This window comes from Adhaeribacter pallidiroseus (assembly GCF_003340495.1).
In the GTDB taxonomy this organism is placed as follows: Bacteria; Bacteroidota; Bacteroidia; order Cytophagales; family Hymenobacteraceae; genus Adhaeribacter; species Adhaeribacter pallidiroseus.
In genome coordinates, this window is sequence record NZ_QASA01000001.1 from 1,362,232 (window position 1) to 1,381,926 (window position 19,695).

Consider the following 19,695-nt stretch of genomic DNA (forward strand, 5'->3'; position numbering starts at 1 on the left):
AACATGGAACTACAAGGTACCTGGTCGAAAGACGAGGAGGGTTATTTAACCTTTAGTGATTTGCCCTTGGAACGGTACTACGAAGCTATTACGAGTAAATACCACCTGGTTTATCAGCAGTTTATGGACGAGCTGGACGATGAGGAAGAAGCCCACGAACAAACTTTGGCCGCCGGTTATAACATGATCACGGACTACAAAATGATAAACGGCCGGGAGGAATTTGCTACTACTTATCTTACCCCCGTTTATGAATTGGACATGTGGTACGAGTTAGATGATTTTACCCAAAAACGCGTGTATGATAAAGGGTATATCAAAATTACTGGTGCGGCTCAGCAGTAACAGCCCTGCATCTATATGCTACTTTTTTTAAATTTTTACCATAATCTGAATACAAAGGCCCATTCCAGTATAAGATAGGGCCTTTGTGCATTCAGGAGTTATCAGCCTTAGTCCAAGGCTAAACGGGATGCAGCAGAAGCTTTCGGAGCTAGATCAGAATCTGGGCGGCGGGCAAGCAATTTATGGTAAGTAAAATACGACACGAGCAGCAAAGTTAAAAAGAGTAGGGGAGCAACCACGTTCGAAAAAGGATCGCCGGAAGCCAGGTGCGCGATAAATGCCGAAATAAAATTAATGACAAATCCGGCGTAGGCCCATTCTTTAATCCGGCGGGGTACTGGCGCCAGTAAAACAAAAACCCCCATCAATTTAGCCACCGCTAACTCTACCCGGAAGTAAGCCGGAAAACCTAAATGCACGAAGCCTTGCTTCATCGTCGGATCGGTTAAATACGCGTAACCGGAGTACGTCATCATCAAGGCTACCAACGCTGTAGTAACCCAGTAAGTAATTTTTAGTGTTTTCATGATCTTTTTTCTACAAAACTACCTACCTTTACTATGCAAAAGATACTACTTTCCCAAAGGATACCAGTATCTTCTGGGATACTAAACCTGTACCTATGGAAACCGAAAAATCTTTTATACCGCATAACAATCAGGCGTGTAAAGTAAGCGTGATGGCGATAAAAGACGCTCTTTACGTTTTATCCGGGAAATGGAAGCTGCCGTTAATTATGGTTTTATCCGAAGGACCCCAACGTTTTAATGAAATTCAGCGGACGCTTGGCGATATTACCCCCAAAATACTATCGAAAGAATTGCGCGAATTAGAAATGAATGAATTTGTGATTCGGCAAGTATATCCAACCACCCCCGTAACGGTAACTTACGAATTAACGCCTTATAGCCGATCTTTAGATAAAGTAATGGATGAATTGCGCAACTGGGGCTTGCAACACCGCCAACGCATCATGAAATAATACGCGTGGGCTCAGAACTAATAATTAAAAAGATCACCCCGAATTAGCAGTTAAAGCAAGTAATTTGGATTTACCCGCTTCGCTAAAGCAAGAATGTCGGGAGGCTTTTCACCGGAACTGGAAGTACTCGGAATAAAAAAATTAAAAATATTACGGCATCGTATTTAAAAATTCTTGCTAATACATAAAAACGCAGGAGTATACCAAGGTGATCCCCGGATTTTTTAAATTTTGAAGCAGTTTAGCAAATAAATAACTCTGGTTAAACCGAAAACCTCTGGGATCGGCTTCAGAAAACCAGTCAAGGGTAACGCTTATAAATGATTAAAGTACTGCACCACGCGTGTTAAAGCCACCGGGTTTTTATAAGATAAATTTCTTTGACGGATAAAAGCTTTCATAGGCACTGATTTATCCTGGTATAAGTCTTCTAAATTCTTTTTAGGATGGCGCAGCGGAATAAGCTTGTTTTCGGGGGTATATAAAAAGTACGCGTTTAACCGGGCTAGTTGGTAGCTATTTAAATCGCTTTTTTTACGGGTTACGGAGTAAGATTCGTAATATTGTCCGTGGGTAGCGTAAGCCGGAACAGGATCCAGGTTCCGGATAACGTAGCAACTGCGTTTGATTAAAGTATATTTTCCTTCGGTTACCACCTCAAAAAAGGCCGGAGTTTTAAAAGTTGGTTCTTCGGGATTGGGGGCATACCGGAACGGCCGGAAAGTTTGGAATTCCTGCCGCTGTTCGTTGAACACCCGGAAGTGGGTTACATTAACCGGCGAGAAAGTCTGAATGAACCCATTCGCATTTTTTACCTGAATAAGCTCTTTTTGAAAGTAATAACTCACGGCTCCTTTTAAAGTATCGCCATCCGTCAGAATAACTTCGCCCACCGACCAATCGTGTTTAGTTAAGTTTTGGGCCGTAGCGCCCGAGCTCAAACCAAGTAAAATAAAAAGAATACTCCTGAAATGTAGTAACTGCCGAAACATGGCTTTAAAGTTAAATGGTAGAAAGTGGCTGTATCAAAAGTTTATGCAACAAAGCATTCGATAACGGATTTATTTATACGCTAAATTAGTACTTTTTCCACAATTAATTTTTGGCAGGTGTTGCTGCTCCGGTTTCAAAATATAAATTATGCAAGTAAGCCGGTGGTAAAACCATATACTTTTAATAATATAATTGGTTTAATTCACTGATATAGGGGAAGTAAGTGAAAAATTTTAAAAATTTCAATTGTACTTGCCTAGCAAGCTATTGTAAGCTGTGCTCAAATCGATCCTGAGGGTATTTAATAAAATAGAATAATTTTTAGAAAAGGATCGTTTAAAATTAAAGAGAATTTCGCGAAATAAAAGTAATTTTTAAAGCAAGACTATCTAATTTAAACCTTAATTTCAAAAAACAGTAATTTTAAATAAGGTAGATGCTTCTTGTTTTACCGCCCAAAGACTTTGTTAAAGATGGTTCGTAATACTTAGTACAGCAGACGTGTATCGGAATAAAAAATAGTTTTGCCAGGTATGTTACCTAAGCAAACTCGAATAAACTCCGGTGTGGGAACGATAAAATCTAAAGCTTATTAATGCAGTTATTTACCAGTCAGATTTTTATTTTTTTCAAAAAATTAAATTTAAACGTAATAAAATGAAGCACCCCTTATTCTTGCTTTTACTCCTGGGCTGTTGGTTACCTACCCAAGCGCAACAAAACCAAAAGCCAGTACTGCACGGTAAAAACTGGATGGCGATTACGGGTAAGCCATTAGCGGCCACCGCCGGTGCCCTAACTTTTCAGCAAGGAGGCAATGCTGTGGATGCGGCCTGTGCCATGCTGGCGGCTACCTGCACCATGTGGGATGTTTTAAGTTGGGGTGGCGAAACGCAGGCTTTAATCTACAATCCCAAAACCAAGAAGGTTATTGCTCTTAATGCCATGGGCGTGGCGCCCACCGGAGCTACCTCCAATTTTTTTAAAAAGAAAGGTTACAACTTCCCTCCGGAATACGGCCCGTTAGCGGCTACTACGCCCGGCACGCCCGGTGGTTTGCTGCACATGTTAGCCAATTACGGTACTTTGAGCTTAGAGCAAGTAGTAGCGCCGGCCATGCAAATGGCGGCGGGTTATCCCATCGACGGGCAAACCGCCAACAGCATCGAACGGGGCAAAGACCAGATTAAACAATGGCCTTACAGTAAAAAAGTGTTTCTCACGCACCCTGGCGAAACAAGAGAAGCTCCCGAAGCCGGCGAAATTTTTGTGCAAAAAGATTTACTGGCAACGCTCACAAAATTAGTAGAAGCCGAAAAAAGTGCTTTAAAGCAAGGTAAAAACCGGAAAGATGCCATTATGGCCGCCTATGCCCGCTTTTATACCGGCGACATTGCCCAGGAATTTGTGCGGGGTTGCCAGGAACAAGGCGGACTGATTACCCAGCAGGATTTAGCCCGTTGGAAACCCCTGGAAGAAGAGCCGTTGCAGGTAAATTACAAAGGCATCGAGGTGTACAAATTACAACAGTGGACCCAAGGGCCGGTTTTATTGCAAGCTTTAAACATTCTGGAAAACTTCGATTTAAAGCAGATGGGCTATAATAGCCCGCAGTACATTCATACGCTGTACCAAACCATGAACCTGGCCTTTGCCGATCGCGATTTTTATTACGGCGATTCGTACTTTCCGCCGCAAGAGCCCATGAAAGGTTTACTCAGTAAAGCGTATGCCAAACAACGGGCCGCTTTAATTCAGCCGAACAAAAACAATCCCTACATCGGTCCCGGCGACCCGTATCCCTTCGAAGGAAAAACCCACCCGTATTTAAAACTTTTAAAAAATCGGGGCTTTGAGATGGATACCTCAAAACGCAACTTTGCCCCCAAACACGATGTGCAGAACAGCTCCTCCGCGGCGGATTACCAGGATTGGCTCTGGAAAGGCACTACCAGCGTAGAAGCCGCCGACAAAGAAGGGTGGGTAGTTTCGATTACGCCCAGTGGGGGTTGGTTGCCGGCCTGCATTGCGGGCAATACCGGTATAGGCATGAGCCAACGCATGCAGAGCTTTGTGTTGGATGCCGCACTCAATCCCTTTAACGTGGTAGAACCAGGCAAAAGGCCCCGGGTAACTTTAACCCCTTCCATGGCTTTAAAAGACGGTAAGCCGTTTTTAGCTTTTGCGGTGCAGGGCGGCGATACCCAGGATCAGAACTTACTGCAGTTTTTCTTAAATGTAGTGGAGTTTAACATGAACGTGCAGCAAGCCGCCGAAGCCGCTAATATAAATTCTAACCAGTTGTGGCTGTCTTTAGGCGGTACCAAAACCGCCGACCGGGAACCCAAACCCGGGCAGTTGTTATTATCCGAACGAACGCCGGACGGGGTGCGCCAGGAATTGAAGAAAATGGGCTATACCCTCAGCTTCGACGACCGTACCAGCGGGCCTATTAACGCCATTTACTTTGATTGGAAACACGGCAGCATGTGGGGCGGCTCTAGCAACCACGGCGAAGATTACGGCATTGGCTGGTAGTTTAAAGTAGTTGTTAGTTATTAGTTTTTCGTTGTTCGATTTGTAAATACCTGCTATTTTATAAAACTATAAACCATTAATAACTTTATTTTCCGATTTCATGCTCAAACGATAAAACGACCAACCACAACCGGATGCAACAGCGCCCATACGGAGTAGCGTTAGCATGATAAAAATTTAAAAAAATAACTTGCTTCCGGCTATCCAATCATTTTTTTACTCCTGCTACCGGCCAGGCCATTAGCGAAACAGTCATTTTTTAAATAATCTTAAGGCTTAGCCAACAGCATCGGGAACAAGCGACGAATGTCGTCTTCGGAGGGTTTTTTGCCGTATTCGCAAATTTCAAAAGCTTCGGCTTGGGTTACTTTGGCGGCTTGTTCTTTGCCATACCATTTTTCTAAGGTTTGCCGTATCTCGGGGTTGGGTTGCGAGCGGGTTAACCAGCGGTTAGCCAGCCATTTCTTCCGGTCGGCCGCATTAGCGGGTACCGAGGTATCATGGTCAATCCAGGGCAGCCACTCGTATACCTGCGACACATGGGCATCCAAGGCCTCTAATTTTTTTGGAAAAACACTGGAAATATCCACGGCAATGTCGGGCCGGAAAGGGTTAGGCCGCTGAAAATTATCCCGGGTATACAAAAATACCGGGTTATTAGGTAAAGCCGGTACGCCACTCAAAATATTGGGCACTATCACCAGGAAAGAAGCATCTTGCACCAATACGCCGGTATAGCGGTGGTCGGGGTGGTAATCGTTGGGACGGGGCGCAATTACCACATCGGCTTTCCATTCCCGGATGCGCCGAATTACTTCCAGGCGGTTTTCCAGGGTGGGCAGCAATTCGCCGTCGTGGTTCTCGAGTACTTCGTAAGTAACACCGAGGCGGCGGGCCACTTCCTGGGTTTCTTTATAGCGCCTTTGCGCCAGTTCGCCGCCACCCATTTGGTGGTGACCTTTATCGCCGTTGGTTAAGGAAACAAACTTTACCGCGTGCCCACCCGCTACGTACAAAGCCGCTAAGCCGCCACTCGAAATATCGCAATCATCGGGATGCGCGCCAAACACCAGCACCCGGATTTTGTTGTTTTGAGCCATCAGCGGATAGGTAAAATTTAAAAAAAGTAATAATCCGAGTAAAAATTTTCTCATAAAGCCAACAGGTTAGAAAATCTTGTCCGTTAAGTTCTGTTACAGCAAAGGTTGTTCTCCAAAGTAAGAAAAACTTTGTTCTTTTCATCTACTACCATAAGAGACAGCAGACTTTTTAAATTTTCATCCTCAGCCGGTGATTCAAAATCTCTGCAAAGTGTCTCGGAACGAAAAAGTAAGACACCCCTTTTCTCCAGATTTTACTCTGGGGCATTTCTACTTTACTAATCGACTATTAAGAACAGCTTATCAGGTAGTATGGATTTCTTACCCGATCGAGATGAATAAATTTTGTATGGTGGGTAACAATCCGGTTGTTTAACGGATTTAATACTAAAATAGGATTGTCACACAAGAGCGCTAAATAAATACGATAGCTCTTTTTATTTGTATTTATTCCTTAACTCTAGCAAATGCATCAGAAATAATTAATGGTAAAATGTTACCAGAAAGTTGACTTTTTAAAATGAATATATCATCTTTAAACGCCGTACCTGTTAGCTTAAAACCTTGGTGCTCAATCACTCTTTTTAAAAACAAAGATCTGTTCTTTTAAAAGGGCTTCTTAAATAAGCTTCGTTCGCTAAACTAAGTATTATTTCCGCACTTGCTGCTTCTTACCCTTCTTTTTGCTTCTGTTTAGTGGCGTGCCCGTAAATGCTCCGCTATTAAATTTTTTAGACAAGCTACTGTTGTGCTCTCATCTTCATCCAAAACATACTCTTAAACAACTAATCTTATGCTAAAACCGCTACTACTTTCTACTATTCTACTTTTTTCGCTTGTTTCCACGAGTGTTTATGCTAAAATTCTCCGGGTAGGTTATCCCGGACAGGCCAAGGAGGGCATTGATTATCCTGATTTTCAAAAAGCCCATGATGCAGCAGCAACTGGGGATGTAATACAAATTTACCAGCATTATGGGAGTATTTCGGGTGGAAACGTTACAAAGAAACTAACTATAATTGGATTTGGTTACCTGCTGGATAAAAACACTGGCCTACAGGCTATAAATACTCCAGATACTAATGCTATTTATCTATATTTTCAAGCGGGCTCCAAAGGTTCTTCTGTGCAGGGACTTTACATAAGTGGGCTGCAAATTTATACAAATGATATAACTGTTAGCAGGTGTAGAATAAGTTATGCCTATTTATACAATAACGAATCACCCTTATCTGGCCTTACGTTTAAAGGTTGTTATTTCGATGGTAATTTACAGGAAACCTCCCAGGTAACTAAAATATCTAATTTATATATAGTTAACAACATTTTTAGAAGTGGAATTTCATTACCTAATTCATCTGGTTTTTTTGCTAATAATATTTCAGCATATTATTATTCCAATATTAACCTTAACTCTTTTTTAGTTAAGAATAATATCTTTTATGATAATTCTATAGCTGCTAATGGAAATATTTTTGAAAATAATATTTTCTTTTTTGCAGACAATGCCACAATAATTGGTACCGGCAATAAGTTTAGCGTGGACATGTCCACGGTCTTCACCAACTGGAATAATAGTACCATTGAGGCCGATAATCAGTTGACCTTAAAAGCGGGCAGTCCGGCGAAAGGTGCCGGTAAAAAGAACGACGGAAAAGTTACCGATGCCGGAATTTTTGGCGGCGAAGAAGGCGATGTTTACAAGTTAAGCGGCATCCCGGATGTACCCGCCATCTACAAATTAACAGCTCCTTCCAAAACAGCAAATACCAATCCTTACACCATTTCGGTGGGTGTGCGCAGTAATAATTAGCCTTACTTTCTTCCTTTTTTATTTAAGCTCTTAACTGCTACAGCTAGTTGTTATGTGTATAGGTACACCCCTAAATGTCACTTTCTGGTTACGAGTTACCCAGTCAGGCCTCTTATTTTTTCTCTTTTTAGTAGTTCTTTTTGGCAATAATCCGGTACAGGCCCAGTCTAATATTACCCGCGTGGAGTATTATATTGATACCGATCCGGGTTATGGCGCCGGAACTCCTTTAACCATAAGTCCCAGCAAGCAACTGAATGATCTTTCTGTCTCCATCAATCCGAATTCTTTAGCGAACGGGGTGCATGAACTGGTGGTAAGAGCCAAAAATGCCAACGAAGTTTGGGGCTTAAATCAACGCTGGTTGTTTTTCAAACCTTATACTTCTTCCGATTCACCGGTGAAGGTAAGTAACATTACTTACGCCGAATATTATCTGGATACTGACCCGGGATTCGAGAAAGCAACACCTCTCGCGTTGAGTCCGGCTACGGATTTAAGTAATTTATTAATTAATATAAACCCAACTGGTTTAACCAGCGGGGTACACCAGCTAAACTTTCGGGCTAAAAATGCCAATGGTGCGTGGAGCTTAACGCAACGCTGGCTATTTTTAAAACCTTTTACTAACACAGATAAGCCCAATCCTGCAGGCAATATTACGCGGGTAGAATGGTATTTAGATACGGATCCGGGTTTTGGCAACGGCAAGCAAGTAAATAGTACCTCTGCCACCGATTTAAGTAATGTTTTAATCAATATTAATCCGGAGGATTTATCCAGTGGGGTACACCAATTAAATGTAAGAGCTAAGGACGCCAGCGAAAAATGGAGTTTAGCGCAACGGTGGCTATTTTTAAAACCATTTACTAATACGGATAAGCCCACGCCAGCAGGTGATATCACGCGAGTTGAATGGTACCTGGATAATGACCCCGGGTTTGGTTCTGGCAAGCAAGTGAATATTACGCCAGCTACCGATATAAGTAATGTCTTAATAAACATCAACCCGGAGGAGCTAACCAATGGGGTACACCAGTTAAATGTTAGAGCCAAAGATGCGAACGAAAAATGGAGCTTAACGCAGCGGTGGTTACTTTTAAAACCATACCCTAAAAGCGTAGACCCTGCTCCACTCGCCAAAATTTCTTATTTGGAGTACTACATCGGAAAAGATCCCGGCTTGGAGAAAGGGACGCCTATTCCCACAATGCAAAGCACTGATATACAGGACCTGAATATTCCTGTTGATATTAGTGCCTTGGAAATAGGTGATTATACAGTATTTGTAAGAGCAAAAGATACCAACGGCAAATGGAGTTTAACAAATTCGTGGGATTTTAAAGTAGCAGATGTAAAACTTGCCATCTCTATTGGTGAGGTAAAAAATTCTTTTTGTGCGGGAAATACTCTGGCTATTCCGTTTACAATAAAAGGCCTCTACGGGAACAGTAATGTTTTCACCGCTCAGTTATCCAACAGCATCGGCGATTTTAAAACTTTTACCAATATTGGTACTTTAACCAGTACGAAAGCGGGTACTATAAACGCTACCATTCCTGTGCATATACCCGCGGGTATCGGTTATCGGGTCCGGATTGTAGCCAGTTCGCCGGCCGATACTAGCGGCATGAATAGCAAGCCTATCACCATTGGCAGACCACCGGAACAATATTTTACCATTACTGGCAAAACTAATACGTGTTTAGGTACCGAAACCTACGCCGTCAGTGAAGTAGAAATAGGAAATGTGAAGTACCGTTGGCAATTATCGGGTGGCGGTACCATTGATACTACCGGTGCCAAATCATCCGCCAAAATTACCTGGACGAAACCCGGGGTATACACCCTGAAATTTACCCCGGCTAATGCTTGCGGTATTGGCAGCGAAAGAACGCTGCAAGTAGCTGTTTTTAGTACCAAGCCCACTCTTACGCCAACCATTACCGCTAACAATAGGAGCTTGCAAGCGTCGGCGGCTAATACGGCAAATGGAGTGGCTAGCTACCAATGGTATAAAGATGGCGTAGCTATTCCGAATGCGGTAGATGCCTCTTATTATGCCGGAGAGGATGGGAGTTATACTGTACAATATACGAATGCCTGCGGAGCGGGTCCAATATCCAAAGCCGTAAACATTCCGGTTATAGAAGTTCCAAAAACCCCAGATCTAGTAGTTCAAAATGTTTCGTCGAGTAAAACGGTATTAGCTCCCAATGAGGAGGTTACCGTAACTTGGCAAGTAGGCAATATAGGAGAAAAGCCTTCGACAGTGGATTGGACCGAACAGCTTTATATGCAATCGCCCGATGGTCAAAACCGAACCTTGCTCAAACAACTAGAATTTGCGAATTCAAAGATTTTATCGATAGGCCAGACCCTGGCTCGTAGTGAAAAATTTAAAATTCCGGCTCAGTTTAATATTGGTAATAAAGGCGTATTTGTGGTGGAGCTCGTGCCGGGTGCTGCTGTTCAAGAGGGGCCAGGGGGTAACACGAATAACACCGGCGTGCAAACAACTCCTTGGACTGTTAAAAAACTACTCACGCTGGAACTAACCACGGCGCAACTAACCGAAGGTTCCTCCGAAAAAATTACTGCTATCGTAAACCGAACCGGTTCCTTGACTAGTCCGCTGACGGTAAATATTCAACTAAGTCAATCCGGACGTTTTTCTTTTCCTGCCACGGTAACCATCCCGGCGGGTCAGGCCGGCAGTTCGTTTACCATTGCGGCGCCGGATAATAAAAATCTGGAAGGAACTTTAGCCGCTGTTTTAAAAATTACCGCTCCTGATTTTCCGGAAGCAAAAGCCAATATAACTGTTCTGGACAACGATAAACCCAGTTTAACAATCACCCAACTGCCCGCCAAAGCCACCGAAGGACAAACCATTACGTTTAAAGTAGCCACTAATCTGGCACCCACCCAGGCGCTGGAAGTATTTCTGACTTCGGACCAGCCCAAACGTTTTGCCGTTGCCCCGGAGATCACCATACCATCCGGCAGTCTTTCGCGGGAAGTAACCGTTAAGTTGGAGCAAGACAGCATACCCGAGGTAGATGCGGAAGTCAGCATAACGGCCGGCGCCGGGAATCACAACTCAGCAACGGCCACTATCCAAATAAAAGATGATGATTTGCCGGGTTTGGAATTAGTAATACAAACCAACCTGGTGGCAGAAGCCGCTGGTTTGTACGCTACCAAAGCCACTCTCCGCCGGAAGGCTAATAGCAGCCCGGTAGCTTTTACCGCCAACATATCTGCCAATGTGCTAAATTCATTATTACTACCCACCAGTATTTCCCTGGCGGCGGGCGAAAACGAGAAAACGTTTGATATTGGGGTAGTGGATAACAGCCAGGCCGAGGGCGATAAAAAAGTAACGATTACGGCGGCCATGTTTGTGGCATCTTGTGGTTGCAGCGCGCCGCCCGCTTCTTCCGGTGCCGTGTCGGCTACGCTAACGGTAACCGATAATGATGGGGCCGCTTTACAAGTTTCCGCTGATCCGCTCACGCTGCCCGAAGGGAAAGTAAACGCCGGATTACTGCGCATCACCCGGAATACGGCTACAACAACTGCTCTTACCGTAAATGTAACTTCTTCCAATACCCAAGAAGCTACCGTACCCGCTACCGCTACTATTCCGGCGGGTAAAGTTTTTGTGGAGGTGCCCATTACTACCATCAAAGACGCCACTGCCGATGGCAACCAGCAGGTTTACTTCCAGGCCAAGGCTACGGGTTTCTCCACCGGTTCGGCTTGGGTAATGGTTTCGGATTTAAATAAGCCGGATCTCCAGATTTCTTCGGTGGTACTACCCGAAAAATCCCTCCAGGCTATGGCCGTGTTTAACTACCAGTTTTCGGTGAAAAATACCGGTTCGGTTACGGCGCCTACCGGTGCAGTAGTGCGCGGTTATTTATCGCAGGATGATTTGATTGATGACCAGGATACATTGATAATAGAAGATATTACGAAGGAACCCATCCCAGCGGGGCAAACCATTACGATCCCGAATGCTATTCCGGCGCCTAACTTGCCGGGTACGTACAAATTGCTTTTATGGGTGAACCCGGAAGCCAGCTTAACGGAGTTGCTATTAACAAACAACACTTCTAAACCGGTTAACCTTAACATTAAACCGGATTATACGGTTACGGCCCAGGTTAACGCAGCTTATTTTTTAAAAAATACTACAATTCCGGTAACTGGTTCGGCCGTACAGAGCGACGGAAAACCGGCAATGAATGAAAAGGTAGAAGTATACGTCATTACCCAAGGCTTGCGCCGGACTATTATCGCCACCACCAATGGCACCGGTAATTATACGGCCGAGTTTACCCCATTGGCCAATGAAGCTGGCCATTATACGGTGGGCGCCAGCTTCCCGGGCATGAAAGCTACCAAAGAACAAGATGCTTTTGATATTTTGGGTGTACAGATTAACGAGGGCAAAATACCGCAGTTTAAAGTGGTTTTAAACGATACTTTACGTGGTGCGGTGGTGATCAAAAACCTCAGCACCATCCGCCTAACTAACTTTACCCTTCAGCCGGTAACCTTACCGAACGGCGCTAAAATGCTCTTTAACACCTTACCTACATTGCCCGGAAATAAAAGCGGTAACCTATCGTACAAAATAGTGGGTTCGGTTTTGTCGCCGGGGGCTAATTTTGAAGTAGCCAGTTTGCAGGCGGTTGCCCAGGAAGGTAAAATTCAAAAAAACGATATTTTTACTTTTGCCAGGCACCGCAAGCTTACGTGGTAGCCGATGTTACCGAATTAAACGTGGTAACTTCGAGAAGTAAAGGCGAGCGTCAGGTAGAATTTAAACTGGTAAACAAAGGAATTGGAAGTACCGGCGAAGTAGCCCTTAACTTGCCTAAAGTAAACTGGCTGCGGAGCGTTACGCCGGAGCGTATAGCCTCGCTGGCTACCGGTGACACGGCTACCGTAATTTTAAAATTTTTAGCCCTGGAGGAGGTGCCCTTTAGCTTTCCGATAAACGGCAGCATTGGCGTGGCTACTAAAAATGGTAATTCCTTTAGTCTTCCGTTTACTTTCGAGAAAAAATCAGAAACGGCAGGTAAAGTAAAAATTACGGTTACCAACCAGTTTACCTATTATTCCGAAGGGGCTCCCAAAGTAAAAGATGCCAAAGTCCAAATTAAGAACTACTTCACGGGCCAGGTTTACGCTGAAGGCTTCACCGATGCGGCGGGTAACTTTGCGGCCGGCAACATTCCGGAAGGTAAGCACCGGATTATCGTGGAGAAAGAAAAACATTTATCTTATAATAGCACGATCACCATTGATCCGGGAGAAACAACAGAAGCAAGCATTTTTTTAAATTATCAAGCCATTACCTTTAGCTGGAACGTAGTACCTACTGCCGTAGAAGATCAGTATGATATTACGTTAGAGGCGCAATTCGAAACGCACGTGCCCATACCGGTAGTAACTATTGATATGCCGAAAACCATGCCGCAGCTTTCGGGCAACGAGACATATGCTTTCAATGTAACCTTAACTAACCATGGTTTGATTACGGCGGAAGATGTAGCCTTAAACTTACCCAAAAATGATCCGGAGTACGAGTTTGTAACTAATTACGAACCGGCTGCCTTATTGGCCCAACAAAGCATTCAAGTACCGGTAACCATGCGCCGACGGAACGGTTCGGCAGCATCTGTCGCGTCAGGGGGGCAAACCGTGGCGGCGATTTCTCAGCTACTCGGGATGGATCCCTCCCAGTATAGTGCCATGGCAAGTCAAAGTTTGTCCTGCCAAGACATAACTTATGTTGTCTATTGGTATAAATGTAACATAGTTACGGGGTTATGGGAGGAAAATGGGGTTATGTTCACATTTGATGGCCGGGTTTGCACAGGTAGTCCTGGTGGAGGTGGGGGCGGTATTCTCATTGGCGGTGGTGGATTTGGCGGGGGCGGTGGTTTTCCCAATTGTGCAATATGTCCTGATCCAAGCATATGGGATGGTGACAAAAACTGGACTAATCCATTTAAAACTGAGAAAAAGAGTTGTGTACAATGCATAAATGATGTAATTGGAGCTGCTGCCGGCTGTGCAAGTGGCGGTGCAAGTGGATACATTGGGGCTGCATCGTGTAGTTTTGGCAATGGATTGGACGGAGGCAGTATTGGGCAAGCATATCTTAATTGCTTGCCTTGGCCTGTTCCGCCTCCAATTAGTTGTATTGTGGGCGTTATCACGGCCATCAACACCTGTGCAAATACAGAGGTTGCCGGCGCAAGTCTTGCTTCAAAAAGTGCGATTTTAGGTAATTATTTTAATACGGGCAATAGTATCATTCCACAGGCCTCCGAACCAGAATTAGGTGCAGTATTTAAACAAATTGCAAATAACTTACAAGTAGTTACAGACGCATACCAAGCTCGTGAAAGTTGGGCTAAAGAATACTTTGGTGATATAATAAAAAGTAATGCTTATGAAGATTTAGCTCCTAAGCTTGAAGTTTATATTGTTAATTTAGATTCTATTCCCAAAGCAACCCAACTTTCTATTCTTAATTCTATGAAAGGATATGAGATTAATGAAGTTGCTTTAAAGGCTTTTTTTAACCGGTGGCATACATCCCTTAACGCGCGAAATCTCGGTGTATTAGAACCTAATACTCAGTATCCGAATATTATTAATTGGAAGAAAATAAAAACTTATTCCGATACTATTATAGCGCAAATAAAAAAAGCAACAAACCTAGGTTATGCCTCTATTAATGAAATGTATGAGAAAGAAAATGCAGCTTTAAACGAAATCCTGGACAACCAGCAACAAGCCGTTTGCGCCTCGGTAAAAGTACAAATCAATCAACGGCTTACCATGACACGGGAAGCTTTCGAAGGCACCTTGGACATTTTTAACGGGCATCCTACCGATAAAATGGATTCCTTGAGCGTCGTTATTCAGATTAGGGATGCCAAAGGCGTACCCAGCAATGGCTTATTCGAGATCCAAACCAAAGATTTAAAAAATCTCTCGGACATTACCGGCACGGGCAAAATTGCTGCGCAACAAAACAGCCTTGTCAAATTCCTGTTCATTCCCGAGCTTGGTGCGGCCCCTACGGAGCCGAAGGAGTATAATTTTGGCGGCTACGTGCGTTATTGGGACCCTTACGCGCAAGCCATGGTGACGTTGCCGCTAGCCAGTGTGCCGCTGACCATAAACCCCAGCCCGAACCTGATGCTGCATTACTTTATGGAGCGCAACATTCTGGGGGATGATGCCCTGACCAGTCCCGAAATAGAACCCACGGTTCCGGCGGAACTAGCCGTGATGGTCGAGAATCAAGGTTATGGTCCGGCCGTGAACATGACCATCGCTTCGGCCCAGCCCAAAATTGTAGAAAACGAGAAAGGTTTGGCCATTGAATTTAAAATTATTGGCTCTAACTTCCAGGGGAAACCTAAAGAATTAGGAGTTACTGATATCAACTTCGGCACCATTCCGGGCCGGCAAACCCGCATTGGGCAATGGTACTTTACTTCTACGCTGCTGGGTAAATTTGTAAGCTACGAATCCAAAGTAGTGCACGCCAACAGCTTCGGCAACCCGGAATTAAGTTTGGTGAAAGGCGCAAAACTCCACGAACTCACCCGGAGCATCCGGGCCTACGGCGCGAAAGAAGACAGCATCAACGATTTTCTGGCCAACGATATTTTTGATGTACACGATGAGCCGGATGTGATCTACTTCTCGCAAGGGCAACGCACCGAAAAAGTTTATCCGGCCAAATCAGGCAAGTTTTCGACTTCCGTAGCGGCACCTACCTTTACGAATACCTTTACCGTTACAGCTTCTAAAGTGGGCTGGAATTTCGTTAAGGTCGATGATCCGGGTAATAATCAATACGATGTGGTAAGCGTTACCCGCAGCGATGGCCAGGTAATTCCGATTACTAATGCGTGGCTCACTTTTGTTACGTTGCCGGTAAGCCGGCCACCGGTTTACGAAAACAAATTCCATTTTGTAGATAAGCTTGCTTCGCTGCAACCCGTAACGTATACCGTGGTTTGGAAACCCCGGAACCGGGACGTGCCCAAAATCGTGCGCATAGAAGGCGCGCCCCAGGAAGTTGCGACTACTCAGGTTAAAAAACTGAAAGTAGTATTCGATAAAAGCATCAATCCGGCCACCTTTACCTACGAAGACCTGCGGCTTACCTTGCAGGGCGGTCCGGATATTATAAATAAATCGGTGGTGGTAAAACCGCTGAATGCTACTACGTTTGAGATCGATTTATCGAAAGTAACTACCGGCAACGGTTTTTATAACCTAACCGTGCAGGCGGCACAGGTGCAGGATATCTTCGGTATTAATGGTAAAACGGGAGTACAAGCAACCTGGCCCCAGTTTTTAGATGTACCCATTGTGCAGGAGTTCCGGGGTTTACCGGAAAACCGGGTGGCCCAGACCTACGATACCCTGCAGGTTTTCTTTAATTTGCCCATTAATGTTTCTACCGTAACGCCGGATCGGTTTATTATTACCCGGAACAAGGTGGTGCAGCCGGGCAAAGTAATAATCGATTCCGTACGAGCCGACAACAAGCTGTTCTATCTGTCTGGTTTGAAAAATATTCTGACGCAGAGTGGGGTGTATGATTTTACCGTGGACTTGCCGCAAATTAAGTCGGTGGGCAATAAAGCGGGTTCCCTAAAACAAACCATTGCGCTGACAGTAGATAAAACCGGACCGGTAAACGTAAGCCTAACAAAGTCCAATACCGGAGGATTAGATGCCCAGCATTATCCTTTTATCAATATCCAATTTAAAGAAGCAGTAGAGGGCTTTAATACGGCATCGGTACAACTTACCCGGAACGGCGAAATCTTGCCGCTGGCCATCACGCAATTGCTGCACCTGGATTCCACCGCCTGGGTAGCGGGTAACTTTGGCATGCTGACCTACCCGGAAGGCCAATATATTTTTAAAATAAATCTGAGCGGTATAAAAGATGCGGCGGGTAATGCGGGTACCGGTTCCAAGCAGGTTTCCTGGACCGTGGATCGATCCGCGGGCATTTCGGTGACCAAACTCGCCATTACGCCGGATTTAGGGTTTTCCAATACCGATGGCATTACCTCGGGCGATTCTTTGCTCGTTTCCTTTAACCTAAGTGCCAAAGCTTCGCAAATAACCATTTCGCAAATAGATTTAAGCGGGCAAATGGTGTTAAAGCATGTTTATAAAGTTGCGGCGGGAGCAGTTTCTATTCCGGTAATTCTGCAATCAAGCGGCAACACGGGTTTAAAAATTACGGCAACTGCTGAAAAGGGCGGCGTTGCCACTGCCGAGAAACGCTTCTTTGTGGATCAGGTGCCCCTAACGGCGGAGTGGCAGTTAAAGCCGGCGCCATCCTTGAAACGACAGTTAGATACGGTACAAATTGCCTTCAGTGCCAAACTACTCTCGACGCAAGAATTCCGGAATGCCATTCAATTAAAGCGAAACGGAGTATCGGTATCCATTAAAAATTTAAATTTTAAAGCAATAAACGATACGCTGTACCGAATATCCGGTATCCGGAGTACCAGCAGCCTGGCGGGTGATTATCAATTGCTCTTTCAAACCCAAAATTTAAAAAAATACGGCAGTGGTCGAAGGGGCGAAAAAACTTTATCCGTAGACTGGACGGTGCAATCCTCAAACCGAGCTCCGGTGGCGATTGCGGGCAACGACACGACTATTGCGGCGGCTGGCACGGTGGTTTTAAACGGTGCGGCTTCGAAAGATCCGGATCAGGATAAAATTACTTACCGTTGGATTGCGCCGGCTGGTATTACTTTAAGCGATTCTTTAACAGCTAAACCTTCGTTTGTAGTGTCGTCGGCTAACCAGGGTAAAACGTATGCTTTCCTGTTAATTGTGAGCGATGGCGCTTTATTTACGACCGATGTGGTGCAGGTACGCATTAATTTTGGCTGGAATTTCCGGTTTGGCGGTTCGGGCTCTGACCAGTTAACCGATGTAATCCGGACGAGTGATGGCGGTTACCTGGCCGGCGGCTATTCCGATTCCGGTGTAAGCGGCGATAAAAGCGAAGCAAGTCGCGGTGGCGTGGACTACTGGATTGTGAAAACCGATAAAGACGGGGCCATGCTCTGGAACAAACGCTACGGCGGTACATCCCAGGATTACCTGAACAGTATTATTGCTACTAAAGACGGCGGTTATTTGCTCGGCGGCAGTTCTGCCTCTAGTGTCAACGGCGACCGAACCGCCACTAACCGGGGAAATCTGGATTACTGGGTGGTGAAAGTAGATAAGCTGGGTAACAAACAATGGGACAAAGCTTTTGGCGGGAGCGGCGCCGATGAACTGAAAAAAATTATTCAGATTTCTACCGGGGAGTTCCTGCTGGGTGGTTACAGTAACTCCCCGGTGAGCGGCGACAAGAGCCAGCCGAGCCAGGGGGGCACCGATTACTGGCTGGTAAAAATCAGCAGCACCGGCACCAAAGTCTGGGATAAACGTTACGGCGGTAGTTTAGACGAAAAGCTGGGCAGCTTTACCCCCACCACCGATGGCGGCTTCTTCCTGGGCGGCAGTTCGGTATCCAACACCAGCGGCGATAAGAGTCAACCGAGCCGCGGCGGCAGCGATTATTGGGGCGTAAAAGTAGATAAAACCGGCAACTTACTGTGGGATAAAACCTTTGGCGGCAGTGGCCAGGATGAGGTGTATTCCGTACGGCCCAGCAACGGCACAAACCTGTACTTAGCCGGTACCAGCACTTCCGGTAAAAACGGCGACAAGAGCCAGGCGAGCCGGGGCGGTAAAGATTACTGGCTGGTAAAGCTAGACGATAAAGGTACTAAAATATGGGACAGCGGCTTTGGGGGCAGCAAAGACGATGAGCTACAGGCCAGCACCTACACCACCGAGGGACAATACATTCTGGCGGGCCATTCTGTATCTCAGGAGAGTGGCGATAAAACCCAACCGAGCCAGGGCGGTAGTGATTACTGGATGGTGCAAGTAGACCAGGACGGCCAGAAAGTAGTAGATCAGCGTTACGGCGGCAGTGGCACCGAAGAACTAAGAACGGTTTTCCAAACCAACGACAACGGATTACTATTAGGCGGTCGGTCCAGTTCCGGAGTAGGCGGCGATAAAACCCAACCGAGTCAAGGTGGTTTGGATTATTGGTTAGTGAAAGTAGAAGCCATGGTAAAAAGAAATACCAGCCGGGTAGCTACTACCGTTTCACCCGCCAGGAACATCGTGTTACCGGATAGTCAAGAAGATAAACCGGAACTTAAAAATCTGGTATTGTTCGAGGTTAAGCCAAATCCATTCGCGAACAAAGTAACTATTAGTATCCTGGTGCCAGCAAGTCAGCTTATCAATTTAAAAATTTATGATCCGCAAGGTCAGGAATTAACTACTTTATACCAAGGTAAAGTAGAAGGAGGCAAACGATATGCCTTAGATTGGCAACCCAATGAGCAGTTTTCTACCGGTTTGTACATTCTCAGATTATATACTGCAGGAAAAACGTATCAGCAGAAAGTAATCTTTGCTAAGTAAAGAAAAACGAGTTTAACCCGATTACCCGCTTCGTATTTTTAAAAGAGGTAATCGGGTTAAAGGTGTTCGAGTATTTGCCGGATTCCTGATTAAAGCCGAAGCAATCTAAAATTTAAAAAAAGTCTATGAGCCATTGGGGAACGCTTTGGGCGCGCCGGTGGCTAATAGACTTTTTTTGCATATAATCATCTTGTTGTAATTCAGTGGTAATAAATACGCGTTAAGGCATTAATGTAGAAGGTACGGATTGGCTGCTATTTTTAAATTTGAATGCACTTGGCTTTGTTAATGCCTGAATAATTTAAAAAGAATGTTAAACTAAGTAACAGGACAAATTAAAAGGT

The 19,695-nt window shown here is 44.9% G+C and carries 10 protein-coding genes; 6 read left to right on the forward strand and 4 right to left on the reverse strand.

Annotation, left to right across the window (positions count from 1 at the left end):
* Nucleotides 1-3 precede the first annotated feature (3 nt).
* Nucleotides 4-345, forward strand: a complete 342-nt coding sequence (locus tag AHMF7616_RS05340) for a hypothetical protein (protein WP_115371947.1) — start codon at nt 4-6, stop codon at nt 343-345.
* Nucleotides 346-452: 107 nt separating this feature from the next.
* Here AHMF7616_RS05340 and AHMF7616_RS05345 read toward each other — a convergent pair whose 3' ends face one another.
* The gene (locus AHMF7616_RS05345; protein WP_115371948.1) at nt 453-872 is read right to left on the reverse strand and encodes a DoxX family protein; all 420 of its coding nucleotides are present in this window, start codon (nt 870-872) and stop codon (nt 453-455) included.
* A 95-nt stretch (nt 873-967) separates the two neighbouring features.
* Between AHMF7616_RS05345 and AHMF7616_RS05350 the strand changes: the two genes are divergently transcribed.
* The gene (locus tag AHMF7616_RS05350; protein ID WP_115371949.1) at nt 968-1,327 is read left to right on the forward strand and encodes a winged helix-turn-helix transcriptional regulator; all 360 of its coding nucleotides are present in this window, start codon (nt 968-970) and stop codon (nt 1,325-1,327) included.
* A 314-nt stretch (nt 1,328-1,641) separates the two neighbouring features.
* Here AHMF7616_RS05350 and AHMF7616_RS05355 read toward each other — a convergent pair whose 3' ends face one another.
* Nucleotides 1,642-2,319, reverse strand: a complete 678-nt coding sequence (locus AHMF7616_RS05355; protein ID WP_115371950.1) for a hypothetical protein — start codon at nt 2,317-2,319, stop codon at nt 1,642-1,644.
* A gap of 658 nt (nt 2,320-2,977) precedes the next feature.
* Between AHMF7616_RS05355 and AHMF7616_RS05360 the strand changes: the two genes are divergently transcribed.
* On the forward strand, nt 2,978-4,858 hold the full coding sequence (locus AHMF7616_RS05360) for a gamma-glutamyltransferase family protein (protein ID WP_115371951.1): 1,881 nt from the start codon (nt 2,978-2,980) through the stop codon (nt 4,856-4,858).
* Between the two features lie 269 nt (nt 4,859-5,127).
* On the opposite strand, the gene AHMF7616_RS05365 is transcribed toward AHMF7616_RS05360, so the two are convergent.
* Complete coding sequence (locus AHMF7616_RS05365) at nt 5,128-6,012, reverse strand: PIG-L deacetylase family protein (RefSeq protein ID WP_115371952.1); 885 nt, start codon at nt 6,010-6,012, stop codon at nt 5,128-5,130.
* A gap of 393 nt (nt 6,013-6,405) precedes the next feature.
* The gene (locus tag AHMF7616_RS26320; RefSeq protein ID WP_158546102.1) at nt 6,406-6,552 is read right to left on the reverse strand and encodes a hypothetical protein; all 147 of its coding nucleotides are present in this window, start codon (nt 6,550-6,552) and stop codon (nt 6,406-6,408) included.
* Between the two features lie 199 nt (nt 6,553-6,751).
* On the opposite strand from AHMF7616_RS26320, the gene AHMF7616_RS05370 reads away from it, so the two are divergent.
* From AHMF7616_RS05370 to AHMF7616_RS05380, 3 genes are read left to right on the forward strand one after another with little or no spacing between them, the layout of a single operon-like run.
* Nucleotides 6,752-7,771, forward strand: coding sequence for a right-handed parallel beta-helix repeat-containing protein (locus AHMF7616_RS05370; protein WP_115371953.1), 1,020 nt, complete (start codon nt 6,752-6,754; stop codon nt 7,769-7,771).
* A 52-nt stretch (nt 7,772-7,823) separates the two neighbouring features.
* Nucleotides 7,824-12,545: a CARDB domain-containing protein gene (locus AHMF7616_RS05375; RefSeq protein ID WP_115371954.1), complete on the forward strand. Its 4,722-nt coding sequence runs from the start codon at nt 7,824-7,826 to the stop codon at nt 12,543-12,545.
* Entirely contained in the window at nt 12,539-19,351 is a 6,813-nt protein-coding gene (locus AHMF7616_RS05380) for a T9SS type A sorting domain-containing protein (RefSeq protein ID WP_115371955.1), read from the forward strand. The genes AHMF7616_RS05375 and AHMF7616_RS05380 overlap by 7 nt, the downstream gene beginning before the upstream one ends.
* The last annotated feature ends 344 nt before the right edge of the window (nt 19,352-19,695 follow it).

What these genes read in the sequence shown, in the direction of transcription:
- AHMF7616_RS05340 (WP_115371947.1), top strand. Translation starts at nt 4, where the DNA reads ATGGAACTACAAGGTACCTGGTCGAAAGACGAGGAGGGTTATTTAACC.
- AHMF7616_RS05345 (WP_115371948.1), bottom strand. Translation starts at nt 872, where the DNA reads ATGAAAACACTAAAAATTACTTACTGGGTTACTACAGCGTTGGTAGCC.
- AHMF7616_RS05350 (WP_115371949.1), top strand. Translation starts at nt 968, where the DNA reads ATGGAAACCGAAAAATCTTTTATACCGCATAACAATCAGGCGTGTAAA.
- AHMF7616_RS05355 (WP_115371950.1), bottom strand. Translation starts at nt 2,319, where the DNA reads ATGTTTCGGCAGTTACTACATTTCAGGAGTATTCTTTTTATTTTACTT.
- AHMF7616_RS05360 (WP_115371951.1), top strand. Translation starts at nt 2,978, where the DNA reads ATGAAGCACCCCTTATTCTTGCTTTTACTCCTGGGCTGTTGGTTACCT.
- AHMF7616_RS05365 (WP_115371952.1), bottom strand. Translation starts at nt 6,012, where the DNA reads ATGAGAAAATTTTTACTCGGATTATTACTTTTTTTAAATTTTACCTAT.
- AHMF7616_RS05370 (WP_115371953.1), top strand. Translation starts at nt 6,752, where the DNA reads ATGCTAAAACCGCTACTACTTTCTACTATTCTACTTTTTTCGCTTGTT.
- AHMF7616_RS05375 (WP_115371954.1), top strand. Translation starts at nt 7,824, where the DNA reads ATGTGTATAGGTACACCCCTAAATGTCACTTTCTGGTTACGAGTTACC.